The sequence below is a fragment of the Psychrobacter sp. TS_SC_6 genome (genome assembly GCF_056156305.1).
The window spans coordinates 1,052,542-1,075,077 of sequence record NZ_CM149590.1 but is presented as its reverse complement, the minus strand read 5'-3'; the positions used below and the strand labels follow the sequence as shown (position 1 = coordinate 1,075,077).

Sequence of the window (22,536 nt, the reverse complement as noted above, 5' to 3'; positions counted from 1 at the left end):
ATTTGCCCTGACATTAGAGTACGTCAATATGTTTTTACAGAACCTATTGGTATGGGTTGATGATAGCGTTAATAAAGAGGAGCACTTTAATAGGTATAGCGCTCTTGTTTGGATCCAGTTTTGTTTGTTGACTGGTACTCGTCCAAATAATGGACTGACTAATGTTAAAGATATTGACTTAGAGGTGGGTTGGTATGAAGTTGCAGATAAACCTAATAAGGCTGTCAAGAACTATCGACTAATCCCGTTGTGCCCTACTCTTTTGGCAATTTTAAAAAAGTACCAATTATTTCTTGTCGATTATCAGCCTTATGCGACTGCCAAGGTCGATAAAATGATTCATCAGATCAAACAAGAACAAGATGAGTTAACCCTACTGAATATGCTATCAGATAGTTACGATAAACTTATTCAAATTAAGCGAAGTCATATCTCAAAATTGCTAGCAGACTACATGCCTTTTGAGGACTCTTATTGGACACGGCACTTCTTACGTACCCAACTTGAAAAACTTAACGTATCAATGATATTGATCAACACAGTGATTGGTCATGAAAAAAACCGACAAGAAGCATTGGGACAATTCTCATCAGTAAACAAGCAACAAATTTGGCAAGTGCGTGATACCTTTGAGGAAATCGCACAACAAATGAATTTAAGAATGTGATAGCAAATGAAACCATTAAAAAATAAATCAAATGACGATAGCAACAAGTCGCTTAAAGAACCAGCAAAGCCGCAGCAAACTCAGAAATCTAAACACAAGAAAAAAAGTAAGGCTCGTGAGGTAACAAAACAGCCTATTAACCCTTCAATCGTAAATAAAAATGTTTTTCCACCTAAAATTATTGCTGGGTTTACCAAACGAAAAGGCGATAAAAACATATTGAGCGTAAACCAAGATGACGTATCAAAACGTACCTATCAAGAATATGAATTACTAAGTATTTTCCAAACTCTATGGGACGATATCCAAAAACAAGCATTCCAAGACTTTCAAAACCTAATCAATCAAAAAAATGTAGATAAAAGCTTTTACGACTACAAGATCCTTTCAACAGAGAGATATAAAAAGATCTACCTAGAAAAGAATCCCAAGCCAACTGACGATATTAAACTAAAGCAATGGGAAGTAACTTATTCTGATTATTTAGTTCAGTTAGCATTAATGACACACCCACTTGATGAACAGCACTTCGAAGCTTTTTTAAAACAAGCAAAAAAACTGATACATCAAGTCTGTTCTAAAATTTATACTTCAATGGCTCAGTTTCGCTATGCTTGGGAGGTTTTGGCTAAATTTGTCAGCTACTACAACACGTTTTATATGCAGTCAGAGTATGCCTATCCTTTACCCAGTGAGCCCGTTTTAGTAAAGGAAAACCCACTATCAATTGATGAAAACTGGGTAAAAAATGGCAAGCTTTTTAATAAAATAACTAAAGCGATGATGGCAGATTGGGTGGCGGCAAGTAAAGATCAAAATCAGTCCTTAGCGTCGCTTGTATTCTCACTAATAGCTTTTGGCGGGATTAATGATAAAGAATTACTGGCTGCTTTAGTCAATACTCTGTTAGATCAACCAGTCTTAACTGCTTTCAATGATCATCATGTCATTGTTTCTGTACGTTACCCTACAAAAAATTATGGTAATGAAAGGGTGGAGTCTCCTAATGTAAGAAAGAGCTCTTTATACATTACTTGAGCTATGCTGAAGAAACCGTAGAGATAAACTTGGTAAACTAAGCACAACAACAGGAGTTTACCATGACCAAGAAAATCAGAACCTACAGTACAGAATTTAAAGCCGAAGCCGTCAAGAAGATAGCGGATAATAATGGCAATATTTCAGCGACCGCAAAGCAGCTTGGTATCGCCATGCAAACCTTATCTAATTGGCACAATAAAGCCAATCAAGGCAAGCTTGTCGGCACAGAGCAATACGATCCTGAGCTTATGAGTGCTCTTCAAGAAATAAAGCAGCTCAAACGACAACTTAAAATCGCTGAGGAGGAACGCGAGATCTTAAAAAAGGCGACGGCGTACTTCGCGAAAAACAGCTCGTGAAGTATGCCTTTATTAAAGACAACCAGCAAATATTTAGCATCACTTGCATGTGTTGTGTTTTGAAAGTAAAGCCCTCAAGCTACTACGATTGGCTAAGCCGCGATATCAGCGACCAACAGATACATCGCAACCAGTCTGAGCTATTGGTTAGAGCCGCTCACAGTGAAACGAAAGAACGTTATGGCGTAGATCGACTGCATGCTCATCTAAGTGAGCAAGGGCATTATATTAGCCAGTATATGGTCAGAAGCATCAAAGAAGAACATAGCATCAAATGCCGTCGCCATAAGCGCTTTAAAGTCACCACCGACTCCAATCACAACAAACTGGTCTATCCGAACGTGCTGGATCAGCAATTTGATGCCAGTCGCCCTAACCAAGCGTGGGTCAGTGATATTACCTATATCTGGACAAACGAGGGCTGGTTGTATTTAGCGGGAGTCAAAGACTTATACACCAAAGAGCTGGTCGGCTATGCCATTAACAAACGTATGACCGCTGATCTAGTATGCCGTGCACTCAATATGGCAATCAAGAATAAACGTCCAAGCAAAGGGCTAATCGTTCATTCAGACAGAGGCAGCCAGTATTGTAGCCATGCGTACCACAAGATTATCAAGCAGCATCACTTTACAGGCTCTATGAGTGGCAAAGGCAATTGTTATGACAATGCGCCAATAGAGAGCTTCTGGGGCACATTAAAGAATGAGTTGATATATCATAAGGATTATAAAACAAGGTTTGCCGCCATTACCGATATCATTAGATATATCGAGCTGTATTACAATCAGACTAGGATTCAAAAGGGCTTGGGCTATAAATCGCCAAGACAGGTGTGGTTTGACTTTTACACTCAGGCTGCGTAACTAAAATCTCCCAAGTTTGGTTCTACGGGATTGACAGCAGGGGTCAACTCAGCAAGTCTCTCTAGACATCATCAGCCAATGCTGGTTGTACCGATGTAGAAAGTTTAATGATCCTTATCAGTTTAGGACGAACACAGATATTGAAAAACTGCTTAGAAACCACCTCAGTATTGTCTTACAAGTACCTAAAAATAAGGTCCCTTCCCTACCATGGTTGCTAAGTTATGCGAGTTATCACTGGGAAATGATGCCCAATGTCTTTGTTGATCAAGCTTTAATCGGAGTTGCACAAGGCAAGCGTAAAACCACAGGTCTACTCACAGATGATTTTTCCAACTTACTAAATAAAGAGTATAAAACTAACAAACCCTCTTTATCAATCGAGGTACCTCTGACCCCTGCTGTCAATCCCGTAGAACCAAACTTGGGAGATTTTAGTTACGCAGCCTGAGTGTAAAAGTCAAACCACACCTGTCTTGGCGACTTATAGCCCAAGCCCTTTTGAATCCTAGTCTGATTGTAATACAGCTCGATATATCTAATGATATCGGTAATGGCGGCAAACCTTGTTTTATAATCCTTATGATATATCAACTCATTCTTTAATGTGCCCCAGAAGCTCTCTATTGGCGCATTGTCATAACAATTGCCTTTGCCACTCATAGAGCCTGTAAAGTGATGCTGCTTGATAATCTTGTGGTACGCATGGCTACAATACTGGCTGCCTCTGTCTGAATGAACGATTAGCCCTTTGCTTGGACGTTTATTCTTGATTGCCATATTGAGTGCACGGCATACTAGATCAGCGGTCATACGTTTGTTAATGGCATAGCCGACCAGCTCTTTGGTGTATAAGTCTTTGACTCCCGCTAAATACAACCAGCCCTCGTTTGTCCAGATATAGGTAATATCACTGACCCACGCTTGGTTAGGGCGACTGGCATCAAATTGCTGATCCAGCACGTTCGGATAGACCAGTTTGTTGTGATTGGAGTCGGTGGTGACTTTAAAGCGCTTATGGCGACGGCATTTGATGCTATGTTCTTCTTTGATGCTTCTGACCATATACTGGCTAATATAATGCCCTTGCTCACTTAGATGAGCATGCAGTCGATCTACGCCATAACGTTCTTTCGTTTCACTGTGAGCGGCTCTAACCAATAGCTCAGACTGGTTGCGATGTATCTGTTGGTCGCTGATATCGCGGCTTAGCCAATCGTAGTAGCTTGAGGGCTTTACTTTCAAAACACAACACATGCAAGTGATGCTAAATATTTGCTGGTTGTCTTTAATAAAGGCATACTTCACGAGCTGTTTTTCGCGAAGTACGCCGTCGCCTTTTTTAAGATCTCGCGTTCCTCCTCAGCGATTTTAAGTTGTCGTTTGAGCTGCTTTATTTCTTGAAGAGCACTCATAAGCTCAGGATCGTATTGCTCTGTGCCGACAAGCTTGCCTTGATTGGCTTTATTGTGCCAATTAGATAAGGTTTGCATGGCGATACCAAGCTGCTTTGCGGTCGCTGAAATATTGCCATTATTATCCGCTATCTTCTTGACGGCTTCGGCTTTAAATTCTGTACTGTAGGTTCTGATTTTCTTGGTCATGGTAAACTCCTGTTGTTGTGCTTAGTTTACCAAGTTTATCTCTACGGTTTCTTCAGCATAGCTCACCTCTATCTAAAGTCAGCAAAAATACCGTTAGGTATTCTGAGTTGGCGGAAGTACGTAAGATAGATATCGTGAAACGTATTTATAAACAGTTAGACAGTCACTACAATACTCGTCAACAAAAAGAAAAACTCAAAAATAATGAATATGATATTAACTATCATTTAACAAACATGTTAAATGAAGAGCGTGACATTGCTGAAAATATTTTAATTCAGTTTGTGCTGTCTAGATGTAACGCAAAGCCACGCCCTAAAAAAGAGACCATTCAGGGCTATTTAAGTTCGGTAGCTTATGAGTGGTTTTATTTCTTATCAGGACAGCCTCTAAACACTTACAGTAGTGAGGATTTTGAAGAATGCTACGAAGAGATTTTAGAGCACAAAGCTGTCTATCGTGATAATAGAGACATCCAATATTCGGCAAAGCTACTGCAGCGGTTACATGATATAGGGGTTGAACACTATCACTTCCCTAAAGTAAGTATTAAAGAGGCCCAGACACAAAGAGTGGTACGTAGCGAATGGATTTCACCACTAGAGTATCAAGCAATTCTATTGAATATGCCAAAAGTTGTTGATCCTCTCGAAGTAGATATGTACAAACTGTTGTTTGTTTTAGCATACCGTACAGGCATGCGGAAGAAAGAGTTGCTTGGATTGAGGTATGAAGATATTGAAGGATTTACCCTTGGTTAACCCTCTTTAGTTATTCGTCCAAATATCTACCGTAGCACAAAAACTCAAGGTAGTATCCGCCGAGTAGCTGTTTTCTCATTACTATCTGATGAGGAATTGAAGTTTTTTAATCAATAGACCTCTTGCGAAAGTCATAGGTTAAGCTCGGAATTAACGATACCAGCAAACAGCTTCATTCTAAGATCATAGCGCTGACGACGGTTGCGATATTTATGAGCCACGATTTTGAACAATTTGATTAAGCCTATTTTGTGCTCAACCATAATACGGAACTTTGCCAGATAATGATTCGCCTGTTTGCATATCTCTAATAACTGACCACCACGAGGTTTTTTAAATGGCGTGAAGGTTTGGTTATGTAGTTTTGCTATACCTTGATAACCACTATCTGCTAGATAGTTAGTATTTTCAGGTAACCAGTCAGGACAAGTATCTTTATAGAGCTTAAAATCGTGGATTGACCCTTTGCAGGTTTGCACATCAAGTATCAAGCCTGTTTGCCAATGAACGATAACCTGCGCTTTTAATGTGTGCTGTTTTTTCTTACCGCTGTAGTAGTCGCTTTGGTTTTTTTTGGACGCTCAATTGGGGTTTCGGTCGCATCAACGATGACTACCCGCCAATTGATATCGTCATCGACGCGACATGGCAGCTTTTTGGGCAGTTCAAACTTGCCTGAATCAACCAGTACGTCTTCTACTTTACGAATAATGCGGCTGGCAGAAGACTCATGAATACCAAAGTCCATACTGATGTGGTATAGCGTTCGGTATTCACGCCAATAAGTAAGGGCCAGTAATATTTGTTCCTCAAGACTAAGCGCACTGGGTCTGCCTGATTTGGTCTTAGATAATTCATGCTCTTGCATAGCATCCAGCATTTCATGAAAGGTGGCTTTATGGATGCCAGTATAGCGTTTAAAACCAGCGTCACTTTGTTTGAGTAGCTTATCTATGTTTGGCATGGTTCCTAGCCAGTTATGAATGTATTAGTTATTTTAATTCCCTCTGCTACTTTTGCAAGAGGTCTAATATATACAACTGAATGAGCTTAATAAAACAGATTATATATTTAGTCCTTCATACGATAAATACCCAATTGATGATGCAGAACCTCTTGTAGTACTGAGAAGAATATTGAGCTTATTCGAAGAAGCTAAAGATCATACATTTCATGCTTTTAGGCATACAGCAATTACCAATTTTTCTCTTATTTTGAATGCTAACAATCAGATTGTGAAAACGTTAACTGGTTACGATAATCAATATATTGCCAAGGTGAATACCGGGCTATTAGGAGTTAATCATGATGCTCAAGATAAATGGTATGCAATTTCAGGATTAGTCGGACATGTATCTCCCAATCGTAGCTTTGAGTATTACATTCATTCGGCAATGCTCATGACTACATACGCTATCGCCAATACAGAAATGCAATTAGATTACGCTATCTTTAAAAATATTACTGGTATTAGTAAAGATAGACTCAAGTCGAATAGTGTCTCAATTATCGATGATAAGATATCCATCTCCGATACTCGCAAATTGGCAAAGAAACTGACCTTAAATCAAAGTCGAGATATTCCAGTAAACCTTACTATTGATACTGCTAATCGATTCAAGGAAAGTGATGTGTTCACTACTAATATGGCAGACGATAGGGTTCACCGCTATGGCATTAATCAACTCATCAAATTCTTACAGCTGCTAGAGCAAAGTGGCGATATCAGACTATCGGCAAACCATTCATTTATAAAGTTCGAGGATGGGCGAGTATTCGCTAAACGCGCTGAGCAAATAGCCCAGATTACTACTAGCCAGGGAAAATGTCGCTTCATTGAAACAACGGATCAACGACAACCAAAAAATATGAAAAGTAGAGAAAACTATGAGCTTCTACCCGTCATACTAAAATCAGTCTGGATCTTACGTGATCAACAATATGCGGACTACCTATGGTTTCTACAGATAGTTAGACAAAAAATCACTATTGATAATGCGTATCTTTCATTTCCAGTAAAAGATATAGATGAGTTTCTAAGGTTTGTACAGATTAGTGTGAGACTTTTACCTGCACAGTCGTGGATGATTGCAGGTAATAAAGATATAAAAGCTACTGTCCATGATATCTATAGAACTACTGATAAAAAATCAGAGACCTCAAAAATCATATTCAAACCTTCCAACTCTCGCACTATCAGATTTGGCATTTGTATTACTGACGAACAGACATCAAATGGTAAAGCATTTTCTGGCTTGCTGAGGTTTTTAGTACACCTTTTTATGATAGTGGATGATGAAGTCTGATAAATATTCCATGAGAAAATACGATAGGTATACAACCATATGATACTAAGTTAGAAAGGAATATATTTGCATAACCGTTATATATTAAAAATAGTTCGATGCACTCAATATCAGAAACGGCAGGTAAAAAACGAAAGACTGGTAACCCTCCCAAACTTAAGACACCTAATAAATAGAATTAAGCTGCCTGATTGAGTTTCTGTATCGGTGTAAAACCGCCATTGCCCATGTTTGGGCGCTTATGATTATAATGGTATAACCAGTTTTCTGCTTGTGCGCGTACCTGCTCTAGATTATCAAACAGCTCCTGATTTAACCAATCATATCTCATGGTTCTGTTAAAGCGCTCTACATACGCATTTTGCTGTGGATTGCCAGGTTCAATATAGCTTAAGATGATGCCTTGCTGCTCAGCCCAGTCTTTGAGCGCATTGCTGATGTATTCAGGGCCGTTATCGCATCTTATCTGCACAGGTTTGCCTCGGTACTCAATAAGCTGATTAAGACTGCGTATGACCCTTTGCGCCGGTAGCGAGAAGTCGACTTCAATGGTGAGTGCCTCACGGTTGTAATCATCAATGACATTGAACAGTCTAAAGCCGCGGCCATCAGTTAAGCCGTCGTGCATAAAGTCCATGCTCCAGCTTTGGTTAATCCTATCAGGTACTGCTAATGGTATTGGTTTAGCACGTTTAATGCGACGCTTAGGCTTGATTCTAAGGTTGAGTTCAAGCTCGCAGTAGATGCGATATACCCGCTTATGGTTGTAAGGCAGTCCCATGACATTACGCAGGGTTAAAAAGCACAAGCCAAAGCCCCAGTTCTTGTTCTCATCAGTCAGTTTGATAAGTAAGTCCGCTATTTGCTGGTTCTCATCTGTTACCACCGACTTGTGATAATAACAGGTGACGCTGATGTTAAAGATGCTACAAGCCCTGCGGATACCAATACCACGATCTTCAATGTAGTGACAAACCAACCCTTTGCGCCTTTGGGGCGCTACCACTTTTTTGACATGGCATCCTGTAGAATATCGGACTTAAGACATTCATCAGCGTACATCTTTTTAAGGCGGGCATTTTCAACTTCAAGTTCTTTAAGACGGCTGATAAGTGTGGCATCCATGCCGCCATACTTTGAGCGCCAGTTATAAAAGGTACTTTGGCTGATGTTATGCTCACGGCATAGCTCGGTAATAGGGACGCCTTGTTCGGCTTGTTTTAGGATGTTGACGATTTGGTTGTCGCTAAAGCGTGTCTTTTTCATAGGATTCTCCTGCTGGTGTATTTTAGCAGTTAATCTCTATTTGTAAGTGTTCTTATTTATTGGGGGGATTACCGACTCACTGCTTTTTAGGGAAAATACTAAACAGGTTATAAGATATAACTAATATTGCAGTGGATTTCGCTTACCCCTCGAGTAGGGGGTAAGTGGTCAAAAGACCCTAATATTAGGGCGACCATATTCAGACTAAAAAATACGTTTACTTAATCCACCCTTAAAGCTATAATTCATTAACCATCTCGAAGCCCTTATATATCAATATATGCAGGTTAATGTAGAATTACACATTCCAATGAAAATCGATCAGTTAACATTGCCAAGGTTGGGGTTTCCCGCTCCAAATACTTAAAAAGCCTCACTTAACAGTGAGGCTTTTTTTGTCCGATTTTTAAGGGCTACAGCGTTTTCCAGTATTAGCTATTCAGTCTAATTGCTAAGTTTATCTAACATATTAAAAGCTCAAAAATCAGCACCGTGACCAAAACGTGACCATTTCGTGCCCAAACCGTACTCTCCTCTCAGACTCTAAACCTTTATAAAAGCAAATATCACCTGTACTATGATAAAAATAAGGTATTACTTCTATCTAATCTAGTTATAGAAAAATCGAGTGCGCCTATGAACTTTATTAATGTAGAGCCGACATTAGAAAACTACTGGCGAGCCATTATTTTATTCGGTAAGAACACAGCATCTTATAAGTTTGCGCTCGCTAAGAGTTTAATTGACGTAAGCTTAGAGAGAGATTCTGATTTGATTTCACTCGAAGACTTAGCCTTGCCGTATGCCATGCATTTATGCGAGCATCTAAAACACAGTCCAAAACAGAACAATAAAGGCAGTACTGGAAATGGTCAGTTTATAAATGCTTGCTTAGCATTTAATAACGGTCAGCTGTCTGAGGATACGTTGATAGACATAACCAATAAAGAAGGCTTTAAATATGTTTTAAACGCCTTCCATGTGGTCAACACTAAGGCAGTACAAGAACGCTTTTATGATGTAATCGACGAAGCGTTCTTTATTGATGAACGCAAATTTAATAAAGGTATACGCTTAACAGACAATTTGTTCAAATTGTTTTATGTATTTGATAACTCTGCTGATAATTTAAATCAAGAAACTGAGTCGCGTTGGAATTTGGTTGAAAAAGCATGGGAGCTAAATCTCAGCAGGAACCTTATTGCCGTCGAATTTGACCAAGACACCAAGCAGTTATTTACTCAAGATAATCAGCATCGCCGAGTTGGCATTACCAGCTCTCGTGGCGCTTTAAATGGCTATCAAAAAAGCCGATGCTTTTACTGCTTTAAAGAAATTAGCATTGCCACTCAGCATGAGTTGCTAGCAGAAGTCGACCACTTCTTTCCTCACACACTAAAACCTGAAGTAGCTTCGGCTGATTGCTGTCGACCTGTCAATGTCGATGGTGTTTGGAACTTGGTACTTGCCTGCTCTGACTGTAACCGTGGCACAAATGGCAAATTCGCCAGATTGCCTGATATAAAATTGCTAGAAAGACTGCATACTCGCAATGAGTATTTGATTGGCAGTCATCATCCTTTACGCGAAACCTTAATGATGCAAACAGGTAAAAATGATGCGCAACGTAAGCAGTTTTTACAGAAGTCTTTTAATTTCTCAAGGGAGCGCTTGATTCATGACTGGCTACCTGAGCAGCAAGGTATCAGTACTTTTTGACGAGTCATCTATTGTAGACAATCAAAACGCTAAAGATAATACTGTCAATTTTTATAACAATAATGCGCAAGCGTTTATTGAGCAAACGTTTAGCTTGGAAATGAAGTCATTATACGAACCGTTTATAACAAGCCTTCCTTCTCCAACCCACGTTCAGCAACGCATTTTAGATGTAGGTTGCGGGTCAGGTCGAGACAGTTTGTATTTTGCACAGTTAGGTTTAGATGTGACAGCGATAGATGGCAGCGCCGCTTTTATTGATATTGCAAAGCAGCGTGACAATCAAAACCATACTTACCAAGCCAATATCAATTGGCAGCATTGCACCTTTGAAGAGCTTCGTCAGAAAAATTGGCAAAAGCAATTTATGGGTATTTGGGCATGTGCGTCATTATTACACGTGCCTTATGCAGAGCTGCCTGTATTAATAGATGACCTAATGGATACGCTGGTAGACGATGGTGTTTTCTATGCTTCATTCAAATATGGCAATAGCGAGCACTTTAAAGATAAGCGTTTTTTTTGCGACATGAATGAAGGGCGTTGGCAAGCGACTAAGGGAAAGCTCAATTATAGTTTTGAAGATACGATTTGGCTGACTGAAGATCAAAGAGTTGATAAAGATGAGAAGTGGTTCAATATTTTGATCAAGCGATAACAAACTTAAATTTTAACATTATATAATTTAAAAAACACTTGAACGATAATTCACATAATCTTTACTATACCTTAGCTATTAACGCAACGCATACATTATGGCAGACAGATAAAGAAAGTAAATAAATATTCAATATCAAAAAAATCCAGACAGCCTAAGTTATCTGGATTTGTATGCCGCATCTAGCATGAGCTGCCCTAATTAATTAACCACTACACACCACTCTATGTTTTTGAGGACCGCGAAGAACCGTGACCTTTTGAAGGGCGTTTGCCATTTGCAGCAGGCTTACCCTTGCCTCCAGACTTCTTGCCATCACTAAAAGGACGCCAATCTTTACCTTTAGAACCCGCTGGTTTTCTGGCACTATCTTTGGGATGTTTAGCATTACCTTTTGCTGCGCCCTTTGGTTTTGAAGATGTCTTTGAATTTGATGAGGTATCAGTACGAGGTTTTTTTCGTGGCGCATTACGAGATTTCTTGGCCGGAGTACTGGATTCCGAAGAAGAATCCTCTATAGATTTAAGTAAAACAGAGAGCTCTTTTGGGGTCAAATCTCGCCAATCTCCAACAGGTAGACCCTTAAGGCCTACATTCATAATCCGTGTACGCTCAAGCTTCACAACTTCATAGCCAAAATGCTCACACATACGGCGGATCTGACGGTTTAAGCCCTGTACTAGCGTGATATTAAACACGGTAGGTGCCACCTTAGTGACAGGGCATTTTTTCGTCATCTTACCTAACATCGGCACGCCACTAGCCAAACCCTCGATAAAGTTATCCGTTATCGGCTTATTCACCGTCACCAAATATTCTTTTTCATGGTTATTACCAGCACGTAATACCTTATTGACCAAATCGCCATTGCTCGTCAAAAAGATAAGCCCTTGGGAATCTTTATCCAAGCGCCCAATTGGGAAAATACGGACACTGTGTCTTACAAAATCGACAATGTTGTTTTTCTCAGAGCCCTCTGTGGTGCTCACAATGCCAACTGGCTTATTCAATGCAATAAAAACAAAATCATCAGCTTCTCGTGGCTCAATCAGCTGACCATTAACTTTGACCGTATCTCCAGCCACTACTTGAGCGCCGACTTGAGCACGCTTGCCATTGATGTATACATTACCTTGTTCAATAAAGCGGTCAGCATCGCGTCGAGAACAAATACCGCTTTCGCTGATATACTTATTTAAACGAGTCGAGGAAGCGTTAAACATAAAGCACCGTTTTTACCTAATAAAAAGCCTTTTTTGCTAAAAAAAGACCCAAAATGAATGGATTATCAATAACGAGATGACTCACATTATATAGCAGATTTAGTGCTCATATCAGCAGAGAGGGACAAAACCTAGAAATATATATCCAGAATCGTATAAAGTGGGATGACGTTGACAGTGCTTTTTTATAATGCCAAAAATTTAAAAATGCCAAGGAATAACAGGTAATATACAAGCAGGATGTAGCGCTCTATAAAGCGCAGATATTTTGGTATAGTCGATATTATTTATTTTACTTATCTCAATGAACTTGAATGCGAAGAACTTAAATATGAAGAACAGACCGTTAAGGATGATTAAACCACAGGAGTATGTATGTCTGCGACCAAAGAAGAAATAGCAGCCTTTATGGCATTAGAGTTTCCTCAAACTAAGTGCAAAGTTGAAGCAGTAGGCGATAATCGCTCAACCTTATCACATGAGATCGGTATAGACGAGCTACGTCCTGGTGGCACGGTCTCTGGCCCTGTATTGATGAGTATTGCTGATGTCGCACTCTATGTGGCGATACTTAGTAGAATTGGCATTGTAGCGTTGACAGTAACAACAAGCCTTACCATCAATTTTCTGCGTAAACCATCAGCAGAAGCGCGTATCATTGCTGAGTGCACCTTGCTAAAGGTAGGGCGTACGCTCATTGTAGGTGAGGTTTCCTTGTACTCAGAAGGCTCTAGCGACTTGGTCGCGCATGTTGTTGGCACATATTCTGTACCGCCAAAGCACGACTATGAATACCTAAAGCAGCCCTTTAAAAAGGAAATAACACCCCACCACGGTTAATAATATCGCAAAGCATTTCTTTAAAAGCTCTGGTGATAGTATATGGGCGACTTTTGCACCTAGCTTTGCCGTGAAAAAGCTCATGATACTGATGCCTAAAAAGGCATAAATGTGCACAAAGCCAATGGTATTGGGCACATCAACTTGTTGCTGCATCCCAAAGAACATAAACCCTAATGCCCCAGAAATGGCAATGGGCAAGCCACACGCTGCTGACGTGCCAACGGCTTTTTGCATGACCACACCGTAACGAGTTAAATAAGGCACCGTTAAGCTGCCACCGCCAATACCAAAAATGGCAGAAGCAATACCAATGACCCCGCCTGCCGCCAGCTGCTTAGGTTTTGAAGGCAGTTCCGTATTAGCGCCATTGACATCATCAGCATGACTAACGACCTGCTTTTTACCATCGAAAAACATCTTATAAGCGACCCACAGCAAAAACACGCCAACGATAAGCTGAAGATACAGCCCAGATATTTGCCCTGCAATCCCTGCCCCTAAAAAACAGCCAATCGCTAAACCGGGTGCTAAGTTTTTAAAAACAGGCCACATGACGGCGCCCTTTTTATTGTGCGCCATGAGCGAGCTGATAGAGGTTACAATGATGGTTGCCAGTGACGTACCTAACGCCAAATGCATAATGCTGTCGGGACTGTAATCCATTTGGGTAAAGACGATAAATAACAGTGGTACGATAATCGTGCCGCCGCCCACACCAAAAAGCCCCGCAGCAAATCCTGCTAGAGCACCTATTATTAAGAAAATGATTAGTTCCACAGGATAGTTACTTCTCGATTAAATGATAGTTTTATAGTCGATGCTAAATAACATGGATACGTTATCTGACAAGGTGAAACTGGTACGAATTTTTCTAGCTTGCTGTGCCACTGCTGCCAGAGGCTGCAAAAAATTCATTCCAGTTTCACGGTATCTTCTTGATATTAAGCTGACTATAGTTAAATGACAATTAGACAATCAATGTCAGAAAGTCAGCTTAAACGATTTCTACCTGACCTACTTGATGGTAAGCGCGGTTAAAATATACCAAGCTTTCATCAGCACTGCTTTGTTGATAGCCTTGTTTGATGGCGACAACTCGGCACATAAAGACACTGTGCGTACCAACTTGCTGAATATCCTCAATCTCACAGTCAAAACTGACCAATGCATCTTCTAAAATAGGCGCACCTGTAGCTAATGTCGTCCAAGCACCGTGCCCAAAGCGCTCTTCTGAGCATAATTTAGAAGCAAAGGCATTAGATATAGGCTCATGCTGGGCACCCAATACATTGACACTTAAAGTTTTATTTTCAAGAAAATGGGCATGTGAGCGAGACGTTTGATTCATACAAACCAGCAAGGTTGGCGGCGTATCGGTGACGCTACATACCGCCGATGCGGTAAATCCATGAGCACCAGATTGCCCTTTGGTGGTGACCACATTGACGGCGGTCGTCAATAAAGACATGGCATCTCTAAAGTCGGTTGCTTCAATCACATCTTTACTCATTGCTGCAATCCTAAATGTTAAGTCAGTAATACATTGATAACTGAGGTCACCCACGAGTTTAAACAAGCCTTTATAGGCGGAGTTAAAGACCCAACCTATAAAAGCTAAGTTCTGCATAAGTTTAGTCGATAAATTCTAAGCCGTCAGCTCTTGACGCACGATTGCCGCGCCTGCGCTTAACGCGTTCAATTTACTGCGTGCCACTTGGCGCGACAACGGTGCCATGCCGCAGTTGGTCGAAGGATAAAGCTTGTCCGCATCGACAAATTGCAGGGCTTTGCGTAGTGTATCAGCAACCTCTTCAGGGGTTTCAATGGTATTGCTTGCCACATCAATGGCACCGATCATCACTTTTTTACCGCGAATCAATTCTATCAAATCCATCGGTACATGTGAGTTTTGACACTCAAGCGAGACAATATCGATATTAGACTGCTGTAATTTCGGAAAGGCTTGCTCATATTGACGCCACTCTGAACCCAGTGTCTTTTTCCAATCGGTATTGGCTTTGATGCCGTAGCCGTAGCATATATGCACCGCCGTCTCACACTTTAAACCTTCTATGGCGCGCTCTAAAGTAGCGACGCCCCAGTCGTTGACGTCGTCGAAGAACACATTAAAAGCAGGCTCGTCGAACTGGATGATATCCACCCCTGCCGCCTCTAATTCTCTGGCTTCTTGATTCAAGATTTTAGCAAATTCCCACGCCAATTTTTCACGGCTTTTATAATGACCATCATATAAGGTATCAATCATCGTCATCGGGCCGGGCAGCGCCCATTTGATTGGCTGATCGGTTTGCGCCCGTAAAAACTTCGCATCTTCAACAAAAACAGGCTTTTGACGGCTCACCGCCCCCACAACTGACGGCACACTTGCCTCATAACGATCACGAATCTTAACGGTTTTACGATTCTCAAAATCGACGCCATCAAGATGTTCAATAAAGGTAGTGACAAAATGTTGACGCGTCTGCTCGCCATCACTAACAATATCAATCCCTGCATGTCGCTGTTCTTGCAATGTTAAACGTAGCGCATCTTGCTTGGCTTCAAGCAACTGCTCCCCTTCTAATGCCCAAGGTGACCAGATTTTCTCAGGTTCGGCAAGCCAAGAAGGTTTTGGTAAGCTGCCCGCTGTTGATGTTGGTAATAATTTTTGTGTCGGTAATAATACTGTCATGGGATTCATCGTCTTATTCATTTATATTTTATATTTTGGCTAGAGTTAGATTGCTTAGGCTGCCTGTTTTTTAACAGCTTTTTCTTTGACCGATTCTTTTTGAGCAGTCTCGCTTGCAACATCATAGCTTGCCGCCCATTCCTCAAGAATGTCTTGGTAAGGATTAATAAACTCGTCTTCCGTAAATTTACCTTGTGTCACTGCCATCTGGCTGCGCTCCGCGCGATCATACACAATTTGCGTTAGTGAATAATCCTGGTTGTTTAAACTCGGTTGATAAACTTGACCTGCTGTCGAGTTGGCATTATAAATCTCAGGGCGGTATATCTTTTGGAAAGTCTCCATGGTACTGATCGCACTGATTAGCTCAAAATCAGTGTAATCGGTCAGCAAGTCACCGGCGAAATAAAATGCTAATGGCGCAACACTACCAGTGGGCATAAAATAGCGCACGGTTAAGCCCATTTTGGAAAAGTACTCGTCGGTCAATGACCCTTTGTCCAAAGAGCAGCCATCTAATTTGTATTCAATGCCCAATACCGGATGCTGATTGGTCGTACGCTGATAGGTTTTACTGGTAGAAACACTCAGGCAAATCACCGGCTGTTTATGAAACTCAGCTTGATAGGCGTCTGAATTCAATAAATATTGAAACAGTTTACCGTGCAAATCGCCAAAATCGGCTGGTGCTTGCGATGCAGGATGATTATCGAAATGTGCTGGCAATACGATGCTAAAATCATAATCGCGCACATAAGATGAAAAGCTGTTGCCAGTCATACCGTCAATACGTTTGTTCTTTTTATGATCAATAATCGTTGTCTTTAGCGTCTCAATGACTGGGAAGGTATGACCATTGCCTTCGATATCCAAGTCGGCAGAAATGATATCAACTTCAACAGAATAACGGTCGGCTGTCGGATTGTCCCAATGTGCTAGATCATTAAAACGATTGTTTATCATAGCCAGCGTTTTGCGTAAGTTCTCTTGACGACTCTCGCCACGAGCCAAATTCGCAAAGTTAGTCGTCAGACGCGTGCTGTCTGCAGGCTGATAATTTTCATCAAAACGAATGCTCGAGATGGAATATATAAATTGTTTACTCATGATAATCCGCTACCTTAATCTAATCTCATTGTGTGAGATAAAACCGAATTTGTGTATGAGATGAATCATACCTGAACCAAATCATGAATAAAAATGATACTATTTAAACTAAAGATGAATGAAATTCATGTTAATTATTTTATGGCATGCGTAGTCTTGTCCCACACCATGCTTCAGATTTAACAGCAGCCTCAAGTGGCAATATTTTTTTGCAAAAACCAATACAGTGTCTAGCTGATTAAAGTATTTTGGATCATCTAACAGTGCCATTTCAACGCCAGTCGTGATTCTCACGCCTTGATCAATTGCACCCATTACCAAACCTTTATCTACATCAAACAAGCTATTAGAAAATGCGTTTTGGTCGTTAATCTTAAAGTGTTGATAGTAGCCACGCATAGAACTATAGTCAGGGAAAAGTAATATCGATACATCAAGTACTGCTGATATTAATTTTTCTTGCTTGCTGTGCCTACGCAGACAGAGGCTGCAAAAAATTTATACCAGCAGCACTGTAGCGTTTTTGAGATATTCTAACTATAGAGGGATTTTATTACCCAATGGCTTAATGAGATCAGCTGACCAAGGACTGGCAGCAATGCCCAAATTCTGACATGAGTAGGTTTCGATATCGGTAATAATTTGCTAGCCCTATTCTGTCTGTATCATATTCTTTATGATGGATTGCTTTATCTCTCCTGCCATTGCTTCGAAGTTTTTAGCATATGCTTTTACAAGACTATTGGAATTTTTTATCTGCCAAGTGTTTTTCCAGTGTATACCGCCTCTCTAGTAATAATACCGGCATTACCATAGGAAGTTTCCTCTCCCGGTTGCTTTTTATCTAGCAAGAAAACTTGAGCGTTGTTTTTCTACAGATGCCAAGCAATAGAGGTTCCTACGATGCCGACACCAATCACAATAACGTCATAGCGCATATTGCTACCCCCAAGTAATCAGCTGACCCAACCCTTCGTCTTTGGCTTTTTGAGCCACTCTCAAAGCGACTGCTGCATCAAAGCTTGCAGCTCCAACAGACTTGAACAGGGTGATGCCTTTTTTATCTTGGTCAATGGTAATATTTTTTGTGACCAAGTCCGCTAAATCGCCACTTAAATCTTTCCAAGTCCAATTGCAGCCTTCAGCAGCATCTGCCTGAATCAAATCGCCCGCTTCGTGACGTCCACCTGCGATATCATCGATAAAGACATGTGAGCAGGCTTCGATGACAGAATCACTGACTTCTCTCATATCAGGTTGGTAAGCGCCTACGGCATTAATATGGGCGTCGGCTTTGATTTGATTCACTTCAAACAAGCCTTCGGTTGCACGCGTCGCCAAATTAATCACATCGGCATCTTTTACAGCGCTCGCGATATCTTCGCAGACCGCCATAGTCACCGACCACTCTGGATACTGTTCAGAAAACTGTGTTTTAAAGGTATTTGCACCTTTAGCGCTTCGATTCCATAGCGTGACTGTTTTGATATTTGGACACACAGTGAGCACAGCATTCAGCTGCTCATACGCCATTCCGCCACAGCCGATGACTGCCACTTGCTGACTGTCCGGCTTTGCTAAATACTTGCTACCAATACCCGATAGCGCTGCCGTACGTACTTGGGTAACGTAAACACCATCCATAAAGGCAAGGATTTCACCAGTATCATTGTTTGAGACACTCACTACAGCGGTAGTCGTGGGCAGATTGCGCTTCGGATTATCAGGACAAATGGTGACCAGTTTGACAATAGCAAACTCCTCATGACCATCAAACAATACTGAAGGCATCGATAGATGTGAGCCACTGTTTTTATCACTGGCAGTGAAAGTCGGAATGACCAAGCGCTCAGGGCATTTAACCCACTCCGGATACTGTGCTTGTAGAGTCAACAACTCCTCGATAGAGTCAATAGCCATGATCATGGTCAATTGACCCTTTACCGTTTTGCTGTCTAAAATATGCATGAGAACTCCTTATAATTTTTATTAAAAATAAGTCTTAGTGGATTATGACACCACTCAACTGGAGATCAAAAATCTTACCGCGATTCATAATACCATTGGGATCGAGTATCTGATTAATCTGCGATACATCATAACCATGCTGTTCTTGCAATATAGACAATAGTTGCTGAGTCAATGCTAGCATGATTGAAGCATGCCCAGATTCTGTATGCCCAAATTCTAAAGTAGGCAGTGCTGAAAAATCAGTCACAATGTACGCTCCAAATAAATAAAAGCAGCGCGCCGTTTACTTCACCTGTTCGCCAAATTGGCATCGGTAATAAATAAATACCAGACACTGCGTCAAAAAACTAGGCAATGATTTTGAGACATTGACCCATATGATACAAAGTCAGCCCCAGCTCTGTATAGCCCGAACGCAAGCCAGACATACTTACCTTAGCTTCTTTAATCGTCTTAAAGGGTAATGGCAGGACGTCGCGGTCGCCTGAGATAATATAGTCAGCAAAGCATTTACCAATCATAGTGCCTGTGGTAATCCCACGCCCATTGTATGCAGTCGCGGCAAGAATACCTTTTTCTGGCTCAAAGATACGCATGATATGGTCTGGCGTAAAGCCAAAGTGACCGTACCACTCATACTGCCACCTAAACTTAGGCAGATCTGGGAAATAGCTCTTTTGTACGATATTCGCCCAGTTTTGATAGAAGGTTTTGGACTTCATGGCTTTGCCACCGACCGTCCCAAGGAGCAGACGACCCTCGTTATCACGGCGAATACTGGACAATGCCAAGCGCGTATCCCAAGCGCCCGTTTTATAAGGCAATATTCGATCTGCCGCTTCGCCGGTTAATGGTTCGGAGGCAATCTGATAGTAATCGACCAAATAGAACGTCTTTTTAATATCTGTCCATTCGCCTTCAGTATAAGCATTGGTCGCGATGATGACTTTTTCAGCTTTCACTGCCGCATCAGCCGTACGCACATACCAATTGCCTTCAGACTTTTCAACTGAAGTTACTGCCGAGTGCTCATAGATACGTACGCCCAATTTAGTCGCGGCTGCCGCTAAACCATTAACGTATGCGGATGGGTTAATAGTGCCCGCACGATGATCGAGCAAGGCTTTATTGATACTGGTTGTACCACAATATTCATAGCAGCGCGCACCAGTCAATACCTCGGCATGAACACCGCGGCGTATCAACTGATCATAGCGGATATCTACATCGGCTTCACCCTTGGCATTGTGTGCCATATGGATATTGCCCGTACGCGTATCCTTTGCATCAATATGATGGCGATCGATGATGTCAAACACGAGACTTGGTGCATGACCGAGCGCAGTCCCTAAACGTTCACCAACCTTTTCTCCCATAATTTTATTGAGGTCATCAGGACGGGCCCAAGTACCGGCATTCACAAAACCCACATTGCGTCCTGAACCACCGCTACCGATGATCTTACTCTCTAGCAACACCACCGCGATGCCTTGCTCTGCCAGATGAATCGCAGCAGACAGTCCAGTATAACCACCGCCGATGATGCAAACTCGTGTTTGCGTTTCACTCGTTAGGGTATCGTAGTGGTGAGTTTTGGGCGCAGTGACGCTCCACAAACATTGCTCTTGCAACATCTCAAGCTCCTTCTAAATTATACGTTTTCTACGGTAGAGAGCGTGCTTGTGTTATCGATGACAGTCGGTTCTTCACGAGGAATAAATTTATTTAAGACGACCCATAGCAAACCAAACAATGGTGATAACCAGCAGGCAAAGGCGAATGGCGCGTAAGTTAAGGTCGCAATACCTAGGGTTGCCGCGACAAAGCTACCGCCCATGTTCCAAGGAATGAGTGGCGATAACAGCGTACCCGTATCTTCGATCGAGCGAGTAAGCGTCGTACGCTTATAGCCCATCTCTTTATACTTATCTTTGAGCAGACGACCCGGTAAGACTAGCGTGGTATAGACATCACCGATAAGCGTACCAACACCGATGGTACTGGCATAAGTCGTAATCACTAAACCAAATCTCGACTTCACCATGTTATTGATTTTGGCCATGATGGCTTTTAATGTACCGTAATGCTCGATTGAACCGACAAAAGCTAGTGCAAAGATAGTTAAGGTCACGACCCAAGTCATGGACATCACGCCACCTTTAGACAACAGCTGATCGACCACAGCAAAGCCGGTCTCACTTTTAAAGCCATTTTGTAGGACGTTAAAGATGTCATGGACACCGACGCCTTGCATAAAGAATGCGACAAGACCTGCGACTACCACACCTGACAATACCGTTGGAATGGCTGGCATTTTCATAACAGCTGCAATAACGACGACAACAGCAGGTAATAAAGTGATAATGCTCAGGTTGTAGTTCGCTGCTAATGAGGTTTGTATTTCTTTGATTGAGGTGAGATCGACATTGTCTGCGCCGTAGCTCATACCAATCCAAGCATAGAGAACCAGAGCTGTAACCATGGCAGGTACAGTCGTTGGCAACATGCCACGGATATGGTCCCAAAGATCCACGCCGGCAGCAGCTGGTGTTAGGTTCGTGGTGTCAGACAATGGAGACATTTTGTCGCCAAAGAAAGCACCGGAGACGATAGCACCACCTGTGAGCGAAGGAGGAATACCTAATCCCAGACCAATACCCATCATAGCTAAACCGACTGTACCAACCGTGCCCCACGAGGTACCTGTTGCTACTGAAATAATGGCACAAATAAGACAAACAGAGACTAGGAATGAGGAAGGAGAAAAAACGCTAAAGCCGTAGTATAAAATAGTGGGTACAGTGCCGGCGATGATCCAAGCACCGATGAGCATCCCTACACCCATCAAGATGATCATGGCAGGCAGACCAATTTTCACAACCTTTAAGAAACGCTCTTCCATTCCTTCCCAGCTGCGACCACGCATCTTCATAAACAGACCGGTGATCAAGATGCCACATGCGAGAGGAATATGCGGAGTAAAGTCTTTAAAAACAAAAAACTGCACCATTAGAATGATGGCAGTCAATATCAGTGGGGCAATATCTAGCAGGAAGCTAGAAGAAGGATCGTAGTCTTCGATATCAGGGTCATGTGGCTTGGGGGGTTTATCTGCAATCATAATATATCTACCTATCCTAGTAGTTAAAACCAAATCCGTTGGCATATAGTCATCGTACGGTGTTGCTCATTGGTCAGATGCAAACCAATCTAGTAACCTAAGTCAGCCCACTAAATGCATTTATATAAAATTACTAATTAAAACAATAACTTATTAATAACCTTAAGGAATGAAGGATTGCCATCAATCAAAACAAATATTTGAAAGATATTTATGAATCATTAAAAGTATTTAAAAAATAAAGCGTTAAACAGTAATCTTGATTAAAACGGCTATCCGCTATTTTTGCGGCTTATTGACGGTTTAAAAATAGATTCAAAACAGAATTTAAA

General features: G+C 41.5%; 21 protein-coding genes and 1 pseudogene. 8 read left to right on the top strand and 14 right to left on the bottom strand.

Features of this window, described 5'->3' with window-relative positions; translation table 11 throughout:
• The first annotated feature begins 28 nt into the window (after positions 1–28).
• The 3 genes from AC0J5Y_RS04695 to AC0J5Y_RS04685 all read left to right on the top strand — a co-directional run bounded on the left by AC0J5Y_RS04695 (position 29) and on the right by AC0J5Y_RS04685 (position 2,933).
• On the top strand, positions 29–667 hold the full coding sequence (locus AC0J5Y_RS04695; protein WP_475131753.1) for a site-specific integrase: 639 nt from the start codon (positions 29–31) through the stop codon (positions 665–667).
• A gap of 6 nt (positions 668–673) precedes the next feature.
• A complete protein-coding gene (locus tag AC0J5Y_RS04690; protein ID WP_475131751.1) occupies positions 674–1,705 on the top strand; it encodes a hypothetical protein in 1,032 nt (343 codons plus the stop codon).
• A 62-nt stretch (positions 1,706–1,767) separates the two neighbouring features.
• Positions 1,768–2,933, top strand: a protein-coding gene (locus tag AC0J5Y_RS04685; RefSeq protein ID WP_475130351.1) for an IS3 family transposase whose coding sequence is annotated in 2 segments (ribosomal slippage) — positions 1,768–2,023 and positions 2,023–2,933 — 1,167 coding nt in all. Because the reading frame shifts where the segments join, the coding sequence is not laid out codon by codon here.
• Between the two features lie 438 nt (positions 2,934–3,371).
• Here the strand turns inward: AC0J5Y_RS04685 and AC0J5Y_RS04680 are convergent.
• Positions 3,372–4,537 (bottom strand): IS3 family transposase gene (locus AC0J5Y_RS04680; protein WP_475130351.1). Its coding sequence is split into 2 segments (ribosomal slippage): positions 3,372–4,282 and positions 4,282–4,537, totalling 1,167 coding nucleotides; the frame shifts between segments, so codons are not numbered across the junction.
• A gap of 107 nt (positions 4,538–4,644) precedes the next feature.
• On the opposite strand from AC0J5Y_RS04680, the gene AC0J5Y_RS04675 reads away from it, so the two are divergent.
• The gene (locus tag AC0J5Y_RS04675; RefSeq protein WP_475131749.1) at positions 4,645–5,298 is read left to right on the top strand and encodes a hypothetical protein; all 654 of its coding nucleotides are present in this window, start codon (positions 4,645–4,647) and stop codon (positions 5,296–5,298) included.
• A 131-nt stretch (positions 5,299–5,429) separates the two neighbouring features.
• Here AC0J5Y_RS04675 and AC0J5Y_RS04670 read toward each other — a convergent pair.
• A pseudogene (locus tag AC0J5Y_RS04670) lies at positions 5,430–5,813 on the bottom strand (transposase family protein); the annotation flags it as partial.
• An 8-nt stretch (positions 5,814–5,821) separates the two neighbouring features.
• On the bottom strand, positions 5,822–6,262 hold the full coding sequence (locus AC0J5Y_RS04665; RefSeq protein WP_475130068.1) for a transposase family protein: 441 nt from the start codon (positions 6,260–6,262) through the stop codon (positions 5,822–5,824).
• A gap of 172 nt (positions 6,263–6,434) precedes the next feature.
• Between AC0J5Y_RS04665 and AC0J5Y_RS04660 the strand changes: the two genes are divergently transcribed.
• Entirely contained in the window at positions 6,435–7,604 is a 1,170-nt protein-coding gene (locus AC0J5Y_RS04660; protein ID WP_475131747.1) for a hypothetical protein, read from the top strand.
• A 178-nt stretch (positions 7,605–7,782) separates the two neighbouring features.
• On the opposite strand, the gene AC0J5Y_RS04655 is transcribed toward AC0J5Y_RS04660, so the two are convergent.
• A protein-coding gene (locus tag AC0J5Y_RS04655) for an IS3 family transposase (protein ID WP_475129904.1) occupies positions 7,783–8,870 on the bottom strand; the annotation gives its coding sequence in 2 pieces (ribosomal slippage) (positions 7,783–8,618 and positions 8,618–8,870; 1,089 coding nt in all).
• Between the two features lie 636 nt (positions 8,871–9,506).
• On the opposite strand from AC0J5Y_RS04655, the gene AC0J5Y_RS04650 reads away from it, so the two are divergent.
• Positions 9,507–10,589: an HNH endonuclease family protein gene (locus tag AC0J5Y_RS04650; protein WP_475131745.1), complete on the top strand. Its 1,083-nt coding sequence runs from the start codon at positions 9,507–9,509 to the stop codon at positions 10,587–10,589.
• Positions 10,549–11,247 (top strand): class I SAM-dependent methyltransferase, encoded by a 699-nt coding sequence (locus tag AC0J5Y_RS04645; protein WP_475131744.1) that lies wholly within the window; start codon positions 10,549–10,551, stop codon positions 11,245–11,247. The genes AC0J5Y_RS04650 and AC0J5Y_RS04645 overlap by 41 nt, the downstream gene beginning before the upstream one ends.
• Before the next feature lie 224 nt (positions 11,248–11,471).
• Here AC0J5Y_RS04645 and rluF read toward each other — a convergent pair whose 3' ends face one another.
• The gene (gene rluF / locus AC0J5Y_RS04640; protein WP_475131742.1) at positions 11,472–12,470 is read right to left on the bottom strand and encodes a 23S rRNA pseudouridine(2604) synthase RluF; all 999 of its coding nucleotides are present in this window, start codon (positions 12,468–12,470) and stop codon (positions 11,472–11,474) included.
• A gap of 375 nt (positions 12,471–12,845) precedes the next feature.
• On the opposite strand from rluF, the gene AC0J5Y_RS04635 reads away from it, so the two are divergent.
• Positions 12,846–13,310, top strand: a complete 465-nt coding sequence (locus tag AC0J5Y_RS04635; RefSeq protein WP_475131741.1) for a PaaI family thioesterase — start codon at positions 12,846–12,848, stop codon at positions 13,308–13,310.
• On the opposite strand, the gene AC0J5Y_RS04630 is transcribed toward AC0J5Y_RS04635, so the two are convergent.
• From AC0J5Y_RS04630 to nhaC, 9 genes are all read right to left on the bottom strand, one after another.
• Positions 13,266–14,090, bottom strand: coding sequence for a sulfite exporter TauE/SafE family protein (locus tag AC0J5Y_RS04630; protein WP_475131739.1), 825 nt, complete (start codon positions 14,088–14,090; stop codon positions 13,266–13,268). The two genes, AC0J5Y_RS04635 and AC0J5Y_RS04630, sit on opposite strands and share 45 nt — an antisense overlap.
• A gap of 217 nt (positions 14,091–14,307) precedes the next feature.
• Positions 14,308–14,811: a flavin reductase gene (locus AC0J5Y_RS04625; protein WP_475132082.1), complete on the bottom strand. Its 504-nt coding sequence runs from the start codon at positions 14,809–14,811 to the stop codon at positions 14,308–14,310.
• A gap of 147 nt (positions 14,812–14,958) precedes the next feature.
• The gene (locus AC0J5Y_RS04620) at positions 14,959–16,005 is read right to left on the bottom strand and encodes a methionine synthase (RefSeq protein WP_475131738.1); all 1,047 of its coding nucleotides are present in this window, start codon (positions 16,003–16,005) and stop codon (positions 14,959–14,961) included.
• Between the two features lie 54 nt (positions 16,006–16,059).
• A complete protein-coding gene (locus AC0J5Y_RS04615) occupies positions 16,060–17,112 on the bottom strand; it encodes a DUF1852 domain-containing protein (protein ID WP_475131737.1) in 1,053 nt (350 codons plus the stop codon).
• A gap of 108 nt (positions 17,113–17,220) precedes the next feature.
• Positions 17,221–17,427 carry a hypothetical protein gene (locus AC0J5Y_RS04610; protein ID WP_475131736.1) on the bottom strand — a complete coding sequence of 69 codons (207 nt, stop codon included), beginning with the start codon at positions 17,425–17,427 and terminating at the stop codon, positions 17,221–17,223.
• A 627-nt stretch (positions 17,428–18,054) separates the two neighbouring features.
• A complete protein-coding gene (locus tag AC0J5Y_RS04605; RefSeq protein WP_475131735.1) occupies positions 18,055–19,080 on the bottom strand; it encodes an ornithine cyclodeaminase family protein in 1,026 nt (341 codons plus the stop codon).
• A 34-nt stretch (positions 19,081–19,114) separates the two neighbouring features.
• On the bottom strand, positions 19,115–19,330 hold the full coding sequence (locus AC0J5Y_RS04600; protein ID WP_475131734.1) for a hypothetical protein: 216 nt from the start codon (positions 19,328–19,330) through the stop codon (positions 19,115–19,117).
• Positions 19,331–19,430: 100 nt separating this feature from the next.
• Positions 19,431–20,717, bottom strand: a complete 1,287-nt coding sequence (amaA, locus tag AC0J5Y_RS04595) for an L-pipecolate oxidase (protein WP_475131733.1) — start codon at positions 20,715–20,717, stop codon at positions 19,431–19,433.
• A gap of 17 nt (positions 20,718–20,734) precedes the next feature.
• Positions 20,735–22,204, bottom strand: coding sequence for a Na+/H+ antiporter NhaC (gene nhaC / locus AC0J5Y_RS04590; RefSeq protein WP_475131732.1), 1,470 nt, complete (start codon positions 22,202–22,204; stop codon positions 20,735–20,737).
• Between the last annotated feature and the right edge of the window lie 332 nt (positions 22,205–22,536).

Coding starts and splice junctions, on each gene's coding strand:
- AC0J5Y_RS04690 (WP_475131751.1), top strand. CDS start 674: ATGAAACCATTAAAAAATAAATCAAATGACGATAGCAACAAGTCGCTT.
- nhaC (WP_475131732.1), bottom strand. CDS start 22,204: ATGATTGCAGATAAACCCCCCAAGCCACATGACCCTGATATCGAAGAC.
- AC0J5Y_RS04610 (WP_475131736.1), bottom strand. CDS start 17,427: ATGGGTGCAATTGATCAAGGCGTGAGAATCACGACTGGCGTTGAAATG.
- AC0J5Y_RS04615 (WP_475131737.1), bottom strand. CDS start 17,112: ATGAGTAAACAATTTATATATTCCATCTCGAGCATTCGTTTTGATGAA.
- AC0J5Y_RS04645 (WP_475131744.1), top strand. CDS start 10,549: ATGACTGGCTACCTGAGCAGCAAGGTATCAGTACTTTTTGACGAGTCA.
- AC0J5Y_RS04650 (WP_475131745.1), top strand. CDS start 9,507: ATGAACTTTATTAATGTAGAGCCGACATTAGAAAACTACTGGCGAGCC.
- AC0J5Y_RS04635 (WP_475131741.1), top strand. CDS start 12,846: ATGTCTGCGACCAAAGAAGAAATAGCAGCCTTTATGGCATTAGAGTTT.
- AC0J5Y_RS04665 (WP_475130068.1), bottom strand. CDS start 6,262: ATGCCAAACATAGATAAGCTACTCAAACAAAGTGACGCTGGTTTTAAA.
- AC0J5Y_RS04695 (WP_475131753.1), top strand. CDS start 29: ATGTTTTTACAGAACCTATTGGTATGGGTTGATGATAGCGTTAATAAA.
- AC0J5Y_RS04605 (WP_475131735.1), bottom strand. CDS start 19,080: ATGCATATTTTAGACAGCAAAACGGTAAAGGGTCAATTGACCATGATC.
- amaA (WP_475131733.1), bottom strand. CDS start 20,717: ATGTTGCAAGAGCAATGTTTGTGGAGCGTCACTGCGCCCAAAACTCAC.
- rluF (WP_475131742.1), bottom strand. CDS start 12,470: ATGTTTAACGCTTCCTCGACTCGTTTAAATAAGTATATCAGCGAAAGC.
- AC0J5Y_RS04620 (WP_475131738.1), bottom strand. CDS start 16,005: ATGACAGTATTATTACCGACACAAAAATTATTACCAACATCAACAGCG.